The sequence below is a fragment of the Caloramator sp. Dgby_cultured_2 genome, from assembly GCF_028872215.1.
Classification (GTDB): Bacteria; Bacillota; Clostridia; order Clostridiales; family Caloramatoraceae; genus Caloramator; species Caloramator australicus.
In genome coordinates, this window is the sequence record NZ_CP118396.1 from 901,699 (window position 1) to 914,994 (window position 13,296).

12 protein-coding genes and 6 pseudogenes are annotated in these 13,296 nt (G+C 29.9%); 4 read left to right on the forward strand and 14 right to left on the reverse strand.

The genetic code is table 11. From position 1 onward, the window contains the following. The first annotated feature begins 121 nt into the window (after nucleotides 1–121). Nucleotides 122–379, forward strand: coding sequence for an RNA chaperone Hfq (gene hfq / locus PWK10_RS06070; RefSeq protein ID WP_008907916.1), 258 nt, complete (start codon nucleotides 122–124; stop codon nucleotides 377–379). Nucleotides 380–431: 52 nt separating this feature from the next. Beyond that, nucleotides 432–1,708: pseudogene (locus tag PWK10_RS06075) on the forward strand (methionine gamma-lyase family protein). Nucleotides 1,709–1,746: 38 nt separating this feature from the next. On the opposite strand, the pseudogene lexA reads toward PWK10_RS06075, so the two are convergent. Continuing rightward, a pseudogene (lexA, locus tag PWK10_RS06080) lies at nucleotides 1,747–2,353 on the reverse strand (transcriptional repressor LexA). A 140-nt stretch (nucleotides 2,354–2,493) separates the two neighbouring features. On the opposite strand from lexA, the gene yneA reads away from it, so the two are divergent. Both yneA and PWK10_RS06090 read left to right on the forward strand, forming a co-directional pair. Further along, nucleotides 2,494–2,766: a cell division suppressor protein YneA gene (yneA, locus tag PWK10_RS06085; RefSeq protein WP_008909084.1), complete on the forward strand. Its 273-nt coding sequence runs from the start codon at nucleotides 2,494–2,496 to the stop codon at nucleotides 2,764–2,766. Between the two features lie 92 nt (nucleotides 2,767–2,858). Beyond that, a complete protein-coding gene (locus PWK10_RS06090; RefSeq protein ID WP_274767702.1) occupies nucleotides 2,859–3,143 on the forward strand; it encodes a hypothetical protein in 285 nt (94 codons plus the stop codon). 26 nt (nucleotides 3,144–3,169) lie between these two features. Here the strand turns inward: PWK10_RS06090 and PWK10_RS06095 are convergent. The 13 genes and pseudogenes from PWK10_RS06095 to PWK10_RS06155 form a co-directional block, all read right to left on the reverse strand. Continuing rightward, nucleotides 3,170–4,139: pseudogene (locus PWK10_RS06095) on the reverse strand (tyrosine recombinase XerC). A gap of 204 nt (nucleotides 4,140–4,343) precedes the next feature. After that, on the reverse strand, nucleotides 4,344–4,763 hold the full coding sequence (locus tag PWK10_RS06100) for a pyrroline-5-carboxylate reductase family protein (RefSeq protein WP_274767703.1): 420 nt from the start codon (nucleotides 4,761–4,763) through the stop codon (nucleotides 4,344–4,346). Next, nucleotides 4,751–5,137, reverse strand: coding sequence for a pyrroline-5-carboxylate reductase family protein (locus PWK10_RS06105; RefSeq protein WP_274767704.1), 387 nt, complete (start codon nucleotides 5,135–5,137; stop codon nucleotides 4,751–4,753). Before PWK10_RS06105 ends, PWK10_RS06100 begins: the two co-directional genes overlap by 13 nt. Before the next feature lie 341 nt (nucleotides 5,138–5,478). Next, nucleotides 5,479–6,905 (reverse strand): annotated as a pseudogene (gene purB / locus PWK10_RS06110) (adenylosuccinate lyase). Nucleotides 6,906–7,038: 133 nt separating this feature from the next. Continuing rightward, nucleotides 7,039–8,220, reverse strand: a pseudogene (locus PWK10_RS06115) (pyridoxal phosphate-dependent aminotransferase). Between the two features lie 16 nt (nucleotides 8,221–8,236). Beyond that, nucleotides 8,237–8,611: a PadR family transcriptional regulator gene (locus tag PWK10_RS06120; RefSeq protein WP_274767706.1), complete on the reverse strand. Its 375-nt coding sequence runs from the start codon at nucleotides 8,609–8,611 to the stop codon at nucleotides 8,237–8,239. A 178-nt stretch (nucleotides 8,612–8,789) separates the two neighbouring features. Further along, on the reverse strand, nucleotides 8,790–9,050 hold the full coding sequence (locus tag PWK10_RS06125) for a stage V sporulation protein S (RefSeq protein WP_274767707.1): 261 nt from the start codon (nucleotides 9,048–9,050) through the stop codon (nucleotides 8,790–8,792). Nucleotides 9,051–9,153: 103 nt separating this feature from the next. Continuing rightward, nucleotides 9,154–10,778, reverse strand: a pseudogene (gene rny, locus PWK10_RS06130) (ribonuclease Y). Nucleotides 10,779–10,926: 148 nt separating this feature from the next. Then, nucleotides 10,927–11,169 carry a hypothetical protein gene (locus PWK10_RS06135; RefSeq protein ID WP_274767708.1) on the reverse strand — a complete coding sequence of 81 codons (243 nt, stop codon included), beginning with the start codon at nucleotides 11,167–11,169 and terminating at the stop codon, nucleotides 10,927–10,929. 190 nt (nucleotides 11,170–11,359) lie between these two features. After that, nucleotides 11,360–11,593 (reverse strand): hypothetical protein, encoded by a 234-nt coding sequence (locus PWK10_RS06140; RefSeq protein ID WP_274767709.1) that lies wholly within the window; start codon nucleotides 11,591–11,593, stop codon nucleotides 11,360–11,362. Nucleotides 11,594–11,600: 7 nt separating this feature from the next. Beyond that, nucleotides 11,601–11,861: a hypothetical protein gene (locus PWK10_RS06145; RefSeq protein WP_008909071.1), complete on the reverse strand. Its 261-nt coding sequence runs from the start codon at nucleotides 11,859–11,861 to the stop codon at nucleotides 11,601–11,603. Continuing rightward, on the reverse strand, nucleotides 11,851–12,711 hold the full coding sequence (locus tag PWK10_RS06150) for a hypothetical protein (RefSeq protein ID WP_274767710.1): 861 nt from the start codon (nucleotides 12,709–12,711) through the stop codon (nucleotides 11,851–11,853). The genes PWK10_RS06145 and PWK10_RS06150 overlap by 11 nt, the downstream gene beginning before the upstream one ends. Nucleotides 12,712–12,752: 41 nt before the next feature. After that, nucleotides 12,753–13,295: an AAA family ATPase gene (locus tag PWK10_RS06155; RefSeq protein ID WP_342455698.1), complete on the reverse strand. Its 543-nt coding sequence runs from the start codon at nucleotides 13,293–13,295 to the stop codon at nucleotides 12,753–12,755. Nucleotide 13,296 lies beyond the last annotated feature (1 nt).

Sequence of the window (13,296 nt, forward strand, 5' to 3'; positions counted from 1 at the left end):
AATCTTAATTGACAAATAATAATCTATAGAATAAACTAAAAGTAATAACCAAAATTAAGCAATTTTTGCCTAAAATAAATGGGGGCAAATTATTATCATAATAACTTTGGAGGATGATGGTATGGTTAAAAACGCTAATAATTTACAAGATGTGTTTTTAAATGGGGCTAGGAAAAATAAAATACCCGTTACAATTTTCTTAGTATCAGGGGTTCAGTTAAAGGGTAATGTTAAAGGTTTTGATAGCTTTACAGTTATTTTAGAATCAGAAGGAAAACAAATGATGGTTTATAAGCATGCAATATCTACGATAGTTCCAGCAAAGCCCATTTTATATACAACAGTAAATCAAGAAGAAAAAGAAAATAAAGAAGTATAAAAAACTCGCTTATGGCGAGTTTTTTATAATGTATTTTACTTGGAGGTGCAAAATGCTAGATATTACTAAAAAATTTTTGCAGGAAAAATATAATTTTAGTCCTGTTGCTATTGAAATTGCCGATAAAGCATTAAAGGACGTTGAAAAATATTTTAATGAAATAGATCAAATAAAGGAATACAATCAAATCAAAGTATTAAAGGCTATGCAGGATGAAAAGTTATCTGACTCACATTTTACTTATTCTACCGGTTATGGTTATGGTGACATAGGCAGGGATACATTAGATAGGGTTTATGCCCGTGTATTTAATTGTGAAGATGCCTTGGTAAGGCCCCATATAGTCTCTGGAACTCATGCCATAACAATTGCCTTATTTGGAAATTTAAGACCTAATGATACATTGCTATCAATTACAGGAAAGCCCTATGATACTTTGCTGCAGGTAATAGGAATAGAAGGATCAGAAATGGGATCGTTAAAGGATTACGGAGTAAATTATAGACAAATTGACCTTTACCTAATGGTAAAATAAATCTAAAAAAGTAGAAAGGGTATTAAAGGAAGATTCTACAATTAGAATGATAGCAATTCAAAGATCAACTGGATATGCTTGGAGACCTTCGCTACAAATTAATGATATTGAAGAAGCTATTAAATTAATAAAATCTATAAATAAAGATATAATATGTTTTGTTGATAACTGCTATGGAGAATTTATAGATATTAAAGAGCCAACGGATGTGGGTGCTGATATAATAGCAGGTTCTTTAATTAAAAATATAGGTGGAGGTATAGCACCTACAGGGGGATATGTTGCAGGTAAAAAGAATTTGTAGAAAAGGCAGCGTTCAGATTGACTGCTCCTGGAATTGGAAGAGAGTGTGGATCAACCTTTGGTGTTATAAGGCAAATGTTTCAAGGCTTATTCCTTGCTCCTCACATTACAGCTGAGGCCTTAAAATCAGCAATATTTGCATCTAGACTGCTTGAACTTGCTGGATTTGAAGTTTCGCCAAAATATAATGAAAAAGAAGTGATATAATTCAAGCTGTTAAATTTAATGATAAAGATAAACTAATTAAATTTATTAAAGGTATTCAAAAAGGATCTCCTGTTGATTCCTTTGTTGATTGTGAGCCATGGGACATGCCAGGCTATACTGATCAGGTAATAATGGCTGCAGGTGCATTTATTCAAGGTTCTTCAATAGAACTTAGCGCAGATGCACCTATTAGACCGCCATATATAGCTTATATTCAAGGTGGCTTAACCTTAGAACACGCTAAGGTTGGTATACTAAAGGGGCTATCAAATATACTAGAATAAAATTTTAAGGGCTGCATCTTGCAGCCCTTAATTTATTATTAATACTTTCTTATTAATCCCTTTACCTTACCAAGTATTTTACAATCTTTAACTATAATTGGCTGCATTGATGAATTTTCAGGCTGCAGCCTTATATATCCGTTTTCCTTATAAAAGGTTTTAACTAGTTGCGCTATCGTCAACTAATGCAACAACAATATCGCCATTATTAGCAGTTGATTGCTGTTCAACAATTAAGTAATCCCCATCATAAATCCCCTTTTCAATCATGCTATCTCCCTTAACTTTTAATATAAAGGCATTATTGTTTATCTTTATAAAATCGCTTGGCAAAGGGAAGGAATCTTCAATATTTTCTATAGCCAAAATAGGTTGTCCAGCTGCTACATTCCCGACGATAGGAACGTTAATTACTTCTTTTATTGTAGAGCTATTTACTAATTCAATAGCTCTTGGCTTGCTTGGATTACGCCTTATTAGGCCCTTTTTCTCAAGTCTTTCAAGATGACCATGAACAGTTGAGGTGGATCTTAAACCAACAGCTTCACATATCTCTCTAACAGATGGAGGATATCCCCTTGTTGCAATTTCCTTCTTTATAAATTCAAGTATTTCCTGCTGCTTATCTTTATTATTGTTAGCCATATCTTATGCACCCCTTAATGATTATCTAGCTTTATTATAACATAAATTATTTTATCAGGCAAACTAATGTTCGACCATATTGACAACCGAACACCTGTTCGTTATAATATTAATAGAACATATGTTCGGGAGGGGTCGTTATGAAAAATAAAAAACTATTAGCTGTAGCTTTAATATTAATCATCCTTATTATTCCTTTTTATAAAAAAGCAAATAGCCAGAGCCAAAGCAAAATCAACTACATATATGTTACAGTTGAATCCGGAGATACCCTTTGGAAGATAGCTAAAAAACATAAAACAGATAAACAAGATATAAGAAAATTAGTTTATGAAATAAGAAAAGCAAATAATTTAGAATCATTAATAATATATCCTGGCCAAACAATAAAAGTGCCTATAGAGGCTGATTAAAGCTGCATTTTGCAGCTTTTTATTTGCCTTGCTTTAAATTGTGTATAGTGTTATAATAACCTTAAAAATTTAAATGCAAGGGGATTGATAAGATGCAAATGTGTATTTTCGATAAAAATAAAATATGTGATAATTGCAGCGATTGTAATACGTGCGACCTTGTAGAAGGTAAAATATGCGACAATTGTGGTAAGTGCTTAGAATTAGATTCTGATTATAAAGAAATATTGATCGATGGAATAATCGAAGATGAAAGTGAAATCGACGATTACTTATATGAGGAAAATACATTAGATTTCGAAGAAGATGAAAATGTATTATACATCGAAGACATTCCTGAATTAAAAGAAAAACTTTTAAAGGAATATAACGAATAATAAAATAGCCCCAAATGGGGCTTTATTTATTCTTCAGACAAAGGATTTGATTTAACTGCATCCCTTAATATTTCATCATCAATATGGGTGTATATTTGAGTAGTAGAAACGCTTTCATGGCCAAGGATATGTTGAAGGGCTCTAATATCTACTTTCCCATATTTATACATCAAAGTAGCAGCTGTATGCCTTAGTTTGTGGGGAGTATATTTATCGTTTAAAAGTCCGGCACTTACAATATATTTTTTAACAAGTTTTTCTACGGTTCTTTTATCTATTCGCTTTTTTCTTTCGCTTAAGAAAAGAGCATCTTTATCTACAACACCATCTTTTGGCCTTACAGCAAGATAAGAATTTATAGCTTTTATACAAGCTTTATTTAAATAAACTGTTCTTTCTTTATTCCCTTTACCAACGACAGTTAATGTATCTCCCTTTATTTTGCTAATATCGATACTAACAAGCTCCGACAATCTTAAGCCACAATTAAGGAAAAGAGTAATGATAGCAAAATCCCTTTCTTTATTTCTTCCCTTTATTGAATCAAGAAGTTTTTGCTTTGTTCAAGGGTTAAATAAACAGGATGTCTTTTATTGATTTTAGGAGATTCCAACTCTCGAGCCGGATTTTCTTTGATTATTTTAGCTTTTGTTTCTAAGTAATTAAAAAAGGACCTTATTGCAGCAATTTTTCTTGCCCTTGCGTAAGTGCTGTTTTGTCTTTTAATCGAAACATAGTTTATAAAGGAGTAGATATCACTTAAGATAATTTGTTTAATCAGTTCTGCATTAACATCCGAAATATCGATATCATCAATTTCATTTTTTAAATTATATTTTATTTTTTTATATATTTCAAAAACAATCTCAGATCAACTTTATAACCATCAATTGTGTTTAAGGATTTTCCTTTAACTGTATATAAATATCCAAGAAAGTCATTTAATATATAAGGTAGGTTCTCGTCAAATAGTGCATCTAAATTTTTATTATCCATTGTCACTCCCCATCGTTTTTCATTTGGACATTCTACTAAATTGATATTTAGCGAAATGTTTTTTATCCCTACTTTCTCGAGACATTATCAAATTTTTTCTTTTTGTTTTTAGTTTTTAATCCTGATATAAGTAAAATACAAAATATCAAATATATAATTATAACAACAATTAGCAATAAATATCTAATCACAACCATAAAATTATCACCTTATATCTTTGATATTTAAGTTCTTCTTATATGTATTTACAACACATTCAATAATCGCACTTCGAAATCCCTTTTCCTCTAAGGTTCTAATACCTTCAATTGTGGTTCCTGCTGGGGATGTTACCATATCTTTAAGTTCACCAGGATGTTTACCTGTTTCTATAAGAAGTTTAGAACTTCCAATAAGCATTCTTGCTGCAGCCTCATAAGCATCCTTTCTTGGAATTCCCAAAAGAACGGCTGCATCCGCCATAGCTTCTATAAAAAGAAATGCAAAAGCAGGTCCACTTCCTGTTATGGCTGAATATGCATTTATTTGTGATTCATTTATTATTTTTACTTCTCCTAATGACTTTAATAAATTGATGACATATTCACCTTCAACTTTATCTATATTTTCATTTAATACGACCACGTATATCCTTCACCAATTAATGAAGGTGTATTAGGCATAATTCTAATTACTTTAGCTTCATTCCCAAGTTTTTCTTCTATTTTTTCAGTATCATATCCTGCTGCCATAGAAATTATAACCTTATCGTTAGCAACAAGGTCTTTTATATCGTTTAATAATTTATCATATGCTATAGGTTTAACAGCAAGAAAGATGTATTTAGATTTATTAATAACTTCCTTTTCATTATTACATATATTAACATGCGAATTAATATTTAATATCTTTTCTTTACTATGATCATAAGCATATATATCTTTTGGATCATAACCGGAACCTATAATTCCTTTTAAAATAGCTCCTCCCATATTTCCACAACCAATAATACCTATCACGTTTATCACTCCTTATTTTTTCTATATAAATATTTTAAGTTAAAGTGTTTATTAACACAAGTGAATAACCATGTTAATAATAATGAATAAATGAATTTTTAATTATTCTCATTTGGCTACCTAATTCGACTTTTCAAATGATATTAGTTATCATATTAAATTTGAAAATAAGATGTTATATGAAGTAATATTTTGTAGAAAGAATTTTCGACTTTATGTTTCAATTATTTTTCTATTGTTAAATTATTAACATTTATTCTAATAAAATACCAAGATATGTGCTACTTTCAACATACCTTGGCTTTTAAATTAACAACTTTGCTTATTTATCAAACTATTAATTAAACATTTATTTCCACGTTTATTTCATCTACTTCATTATTTAAAAGTATAGGCTCTACAATTTCACTTAAAAATTCTTCAACCTGTTCCTTTGAGCGACCTATGTAGTTATGTGGATTTAGAGCGTCTTTTAATTCATTTTTATCTAAATTAAATTTTGGATCATTTACAATTCTATCTATAAGATCGTTTTCACGACCTTCTTCTTTAACTACCTTACCAGCTTCCATTGAGTGAACTCTTATTCTCTCATGTAATTCTTGTCTGTCTCCCCCTTTTTCACTGCTTCCATCATGATATTTTCGGTAGCCATGAAAGGAAGTTCTTCCATAACTCGTTTTTGTATTATCTTTGGATATACAACTAAATTTTCAGAAACATTAATATATAGGTTTAGGATTGCATCGATAGCCAAAAATGCTTCTGCAACTACGATTCTTTTATTAGCTGAATCATCTAGTGTCCTTTCAAACCATTGGGTCGAAGCTGTAATCGATGAATTTAATACATTTACTATTACATATCTTGCTAAAGCAGATATTCTTTCACTTCTCATTGGATTGCGCTTATAGGGCATTGCAGAAGATCCAATTTGATGCTTTTCAAAGGGCTCTTCTATTTCCTTAAAACTTTGCAATATTCTAAGGTCATTGCTAAACTTATATGCACTTTGTGCAATTAAACTTAAAGTATTTAAAACTATCATATCTTGTTTACGAGGATATGTTTGACCAGTTACTTTAAAAAACTTATCTTTAAACCCAAGCTTTTCACATACAAGCTCATCAAGTTTTTTACCTTTTCATGATCACCATTAAATAACTTTAAAAAACTTGCCTGTGTTCCAGTAGTTCCTTTAACTCCAAGTAATTTTAAAGAATCAATACAATTATCTATATTTTCAAGATCTACAATAATATCCTGGATCCAAAGACACGCTCTTTTTCCGACGGTAGTTAGTTGAGCTGGCTGCAAGTGTGTATAGGCTAATGTTGGAAGTTGTTTATATTTATCTGCAAATTGGCTTAAATTTTTTATTATCTTTATTAACTTTTTCCTTATTATGTTTAATGCTTCCTTCATGATTATTACATCTGTATTATCGCCAACATAACAACTTGTTGCACCTAAATGTATTATTGGTTTAGCTTTTGGGCATTGTTCACCATATGCATAAACATGGGACATTACATCATGCCTTGTTTTCTTTTCATATTCTCTTGCAACATCATAATTTATATCATAAATATGTTCCTTCAATTCATTAATCTGCTCATCAGTTATATTTAGACCCAATTCTTTTCGGCTTCCGCTAAAACTACCCATAATTTTCTCCATGTAGTAAATTTGTATTCTTCAGAAAAAGATAAGACATCTCTTTTGATGCGTATCTTGTAACTAATGGACTTTGATATTCCCTGTGCATATGATCCACTCCTTTTAAGATATTAACATAATAATTATAATATTATATTTAACCTTTCTTCAAGTAAAATAAACTTTAAATAATTTATAGAAAATACAAAATAAAAAACAAAAAGAAAAAGGGGTAACTCCCCTTACTTTAAAAAGCCTTCAATTCTGTTTAAGCCCTCTATTATATTTTCCATTGAAGTTGCATAGGATAGTCTAATATAATCATCATCTCCAAAGCCTTCTCCTGGAATTGCTGCAACCTTCGAATATTCTAAAAGTGCATTGCAAAAATCAACCGAGCTATTAATATTATAACCCTTAATATTTTTGCCTTTAATCTTTGTTATGTTTATCATTACATAAAAGGCACCTAATGGTTTAACGCAGGATAAGCCTTCTATAGAGTTTATTTTATCAACCATATAATTTCTTCTTTTTCAAATTCTTTTCTCATTATTTCGATATCTTCCTGTGGACCGTTTATAGCTTCTAAGCTAGCATATTGAGCAATTGTGTTTGGATTGGATGTCTCATGGCTTTGAAGATTAGACATAAGTTTTGCTATTTCTTCATTTGAAGCAGTATATCCTATTCTCCATCCTGTCATAGCATAAGCTTTAGATACTCCATTTATTACTATAGTTCTTTCTTTAATCTCATCTCCTAACGAAGCAATGCTAATATGTTCAGTTCCATCATAAATTAATTTTTCATAAATTTCATCTGAAATTATAATTAAATCATGTTTTATTGCTATTTCAGCAATAAATTCTAAATCATTTTTGTCATATACCGTTCCAGTTGGATTGTTAGGACTATTTAAAATAATCGCCTTGGTCCTTGGTGTTATTGCAGCCTCTAATGATTCCTTGGTATACTTGAAATTATTTTCTTCTTTTGTTTTGACAAAAACAGGAACCGCATCTACCAATTTTATCAATTCCGGATAACTTACCCAGTAAGGAACAGGAACGATAACTTCATCTCCTGGATTGCAAATTGCTTGAAGTGCATTATATATAGAATGTTTAGCTCCATTTGAGATAACAATTTGCGACGGTTTATATTCTAATGAGTTTTCTAGTTTTAGTTTATCGCAAATGGCTTTTTTAAGTTCTAGTATACCTGAAGCTGCAGTATATCTTGTCAATCCTTTTTTATTGCTTCTATTGCAGCATTTTGAATGTTTAAAGGCGTATTAAAATCTGGCTCTCCTGCACCAAAACTTATAACATCTATTCCCTCATCCTTCATTTTTTTGCCTTTGCAGTAATCTCAAGGGTAACAGATGAACTAATTTCTTTTGCTTTTCTTGAAAGTTCCATATATTTTTCCTCCTTGTTAATTTTTATATATTTCCTTTAATGTGTTATTAATAATATTTAAGGATTCATCTAATAAAGGTTTATATAAAGCTTTTATTTTTTCATAATGCCTTAGTCCATCATCGGTTATACGATATATTCTTTTAGTCTTTTTATCCGGCTCTTCCCACCATCCCTCAATAAGTAAGTTTTCTTCCATACTTCTAAGTAGAGGATATATAAGTCCAGGGCTAGGCCTCCAGCTATAGTTTAAACATATTTCAATTCTATCTATAATTTCATTACCATAATGCTCCCTTTCCTTTAAAAAATGCAAAATAAACAATTTAACCAATGAAGTTATATTAACCTTACTAATTAATTGTCTATTTCTTACACTTCCATCCTTCATATATTCACCTCTATTAAAAGATAGGTTTTAAATGTTTATTTATTTTTAATATAGCATGAAATTCTGCATATGTCTATATCATTTTGAAAGAAATCCTTCATTATTTTAAGTAACCATAATATAAATTATGTTAACTATATTCGCATAATAAAAGGGCTAATCAAAGCCCTTTTAAAAATTACCTTGGTTGAACTATAAATTTAATAGCAGTTCTTTCTTCTCCTTCTATTATTATGTCTGTAAATGCTGGGATGCATACTAAATCGATACCGCTTGGAGCAACAAAACCTCTTGCTATTGCAACAGCTTTAACAGCTTGATTGATTGCTCCTGCACCGATTGCTTGTATTTCTGCAGATCCCTTTTCTCTTATAACGCCAGCTAGAGCACCTGCAACTGAATTTGGATTTGACTTTGCTGAAACCTTTAACACTTCCATTATAATACCTCCTTGAGAATCTATTATTTTGTCTATTATATTAATTCTACAAAAATTTTGAAAATCCTTCTAAAAAATAAAATAAACCCCAAATTTTTGGGGTTTATTTTGCATATTCTATTGCTCTTACTTCACGTATTACATTTACCTTAATTTGTCCTGGATATTCAAGTTCACTTTCAATTTTCTTTACTATTTCTCTAGCCATATGAATTATTTCATCATCGCTAATTTGTTCTGGTTTAACCATTATTCTTATTTCTCTACCTGCTTGAATAGCATATGATTTTTCAACACCTTCAAAGGAGTCTGCTATTTCCTCAAGCTTTTCTAAACGTTTAATATATGCTTCAAGAGTTTCTCTTCTAGCGCCTGGGCGTGCAGCAGAAATAGCATCTGCAGCTTGAACAAGAACAGCTTCAACTGTCATTGGTTCAACATCACCATGATGTGCTGCAATTGCATTTATTACTGCAGGAGATTCATTATACTTTTTAGCAAGTTCACTTCCAAGAAGTGCATGTGGTCCTTCAGTTTCATGATCAATTGCTTTACCTATGTCATGAAGAAGTCCAGCACGTTTTGCTAAGTTAACATCTGCTCCAAGTTCTGCAGCCATAAGTCCTGCTAAATATGCAACTTCAATTGAGTGCTTTAAAACGTTTTGACCATAACTTGTTCTGTATTTTAATCTTCCTATAAGTCTAATAAGTTCACCATGTAGGCCATGAACTCCTGTTTCAAAGGCTGCCTGTTCACCTTGTTCTCTTATTTCATTATCAATTTCTTTTCTTGCCTTTTCAACCATTTCTTCAATTCTTGCTGGATGGATTCTACCATCAGCAATTAGTTTTTCAAGGGCAAGTCTTGCTATTTCTCTTCTTATAGGATCAAAACCTGATAAGATAACTGCTTCAGGAGTATCGTCGATAATTAAATCGATACCTGTTAAAGTTTCTAAGGTTCTTATGTTTCGTCCTTCTCTACCAATTATTCTACCCTTCATTTCATCGTTAGGTAAAGTAACAACAGAAACAGTGGTCTCTGCAACATGATCAGCAGCACATCTTTGTATTGCACATGATATTATTTCTCTAGCCTTTTTGTCGGCCTCCTCTTTTGCCTTTGTTTCTATTTCTTTAATTAACATTGCAGCTTCATGCTTAACTTCTTCTTCTACGTTTTTAAGTATTATCTGCTTTGCTTCTTCAGAAGTTAGGCCAGCAATTTTTTCTAATTCTTCATGTTGCTTTTTATAAAGTTCTTGAATTTCATTTTGTAATTGTTCAATTTCTTGCTGCTTTTTGTTTAGATTTTCTTCACGAAGTTCTAGAGCCTCAACTTTTTTATCTAAAGTTTCCTCTCTTAAAATTAATCTTCTTTCCATACGTTGTAATTCATTTCTTCTTTCACGAACTTCGCGCTCAAATTCATTCCTTAATTTGTGAACTTCTTCTCTGGCTTCAATGACAGCTTCCTTCTTTTAGATTCCGCTTGTTTTTCTGCCTCTGATATTATCCTTTTTGCTTCATCTTCTGCACTTTTAATTTTACGTTCAGCAATATTTTTTCTAACTATATATCCAGCTAAAAAGCTATTGCTCCAACAGTTGGAATTAAAATTATTGTAATTATAGTTTGAATAATTACACCTCCTTTGCTTTGTGCATAAACTTTTGTTGAATTTATACGAAAGAAATATAAATTCAATTATCATTTCTTGAAGCATATAAACGTGCTAAACTTCTCATGACCATTTAATTTAGGAAATGCCTACCATACATAATTATATCATGGCCTATTTGTTTAATGCAAGAAAAAAGAACTTATAATGATTTTACTATAATAATAAAAAATTTCTATATTTATTGAAAAATTTATTTTATATCACCCTTTATTTTTTCAGCCATACTGATTCCATTATTTAATGTAACCCTATAAACATAATCTCCACTCTCCAACAAATGTGAATTATGGGTTACCATAATTATTTGTCTATTAAACATACTAGATACATTTTTAAGAAATTCTGCTACATTTACTATATAATCATCGCTTACATGTTTAGCTGGTTCATCCAATATTAATGGTCCTTCAATTTTAGGGTAATGAATTTCCATCATAGCAATTCTTATCGCTAGGGATATAATATCAACAACTCCCCGCCTCGTGAATCTTGTGGTTTTGTTATAATCTTATTGTTATTTTGTTCCGATATTACATAAAATTCTGCTTCGATTTTTTCTCCTTTTTCCTTTATATCTATAAAAAATTCCATTTTTGAATCAAAAATGTATTGTAAGCATTGTGTTATAAGATATTCCATTTGTTTTTTGATTGTTCCCTTGCAAATTGAGAAGTCTTCTGAAGAAGAATTTTAACTTTCTTTAGGTTATCAATTTCTAATTCTAATTTCTTCAACTTTTCTTCTTCCTCATCTTTGTTTTTCTTTAAATTTAACATCATAGCCTCTTTTATATGGTATTCTTTAAGTTCTTCATTAAGTTTATTTTCAATATTATTAATCATTGAATCAAACATCATATCACCCTTATTTATTATTGTAAAGAATATTATCAGGCGGAAGGGACTCTTCAATTTCTTTAATCAAAGTAATTATTTCACTTTCTAATCTTTTTATTTCCTTCTCTAATTCATTTGGGTTAATACCCATTTCTTCTAATTGCTTAATTATCTCTTCCTTTTGTTTTTGGAGAGCTTCTAATTTAGTTTCAGCTTTTATTTTTATATTTTTTGCCCTTTCGATTTTTTCCTTTAAAATTTGAAGCTTTTCTTCATAATTAACTTTCATCTAGTTTCACTCCTTTTAATTCATTAATAATATGATTGATTGCATTTTCCTCTATATTTGATAAGCAAACTGGACATTTGCCAATGTGACCTAATAGCTTAGCGTATTCCTCTATAAATCTATCAATTTGAACATCTAATTCCTTTAATTGTTTTTGTTCCTTTCGAACTTCATCCTCGATATTTTTATATTTATTATATAAGTCATTAAGCTTATTCGATATTTGCAATTTTTCTAAGAATGTTGAAAATTTTAATAGGGCCTTATCTGTATCCATAAAATGCTTTACGTAATTTGTCCCTATGTCTATAGAATTGCTTATTTTTTTATATTCATAATACTTGTCATATAAATATATTAGTCTACTATAGTTATACTCTAATCTTGAATATTTTTCTTTTGCGTCATCTATCTTTCCTAAAGTTGCTAGTATTTTATTTATTGTAATATTAACTTGTTCTACATCATTTAAGCGTTCATTAATATCTTTCATAGTCAAAAAATTAGAAACATTATTTATTAAATGCCTATAAGTTTCATCTACATCATGTATATTTTTTATTGTATTCAAAATATTTTGTAATTTTTCTATTTCAATTTCAAGTGTCTTTATTTTATTATAATCATTAATTAACAACGAATTACGGTTAATAGCATTAATTAACGTTAAAATCTTATATTCCGCATTTTGAATTGAGTTAAAATACTGTAATAACGCTTTTATATTATTTATTTCACTATCAATAAGATTTAAGCTTTCTCTTAAATTTATAAGTTTCTTTAATCTTTCATTATTGATTTTAACTTTTGATAGTTTGTCTTGCTTAACCCTTAACTTTTCTAAAATCATTGGAAGATTTGAGAATTCTTCGAGTTTTTTAGTTAAGTCATCTATCCTTTCAACGGTTTCTTTTCTTTGATTTTCAATTTTTGTAAATCTTTATCTACAAGCTTAATTGCAGTGTCTACATAGTGAACACCGATTAGTTTACCAATCGCTTTAGCTTTAATAGTTCCAGGCTCACTAAGCAGGAATGGAGATTCCAATTGTTCCGCTATATTTATACTTTCAATAGAGTTAGGATCAATGTATATTTTTCTTATTCCATGTTCTTTTAAAACTTCTAATGGAATATCATTTCCAAAACCTTCAAATTTAATTTCTTCACCAGTTGGCCTTATTATTATATATGAATTTTTATTCTTATATTTTTCTCTTGTAATGATTACATCATTATCAAGAACGATAGAAACTTTACATCTATTTTCACCCTGCCTTATAAATTCACTGCCTTTAGGCTCGTTATAAAGAACCCATTTTAATGCCCTTATAATAGCTGTTTTACCGTTATCCGATGGTCCTGTAATAACATTCAATCCATTAACAAAATCAATAATAGTATGTTTATGGGATTGAAAATTTTCAATTTCTATT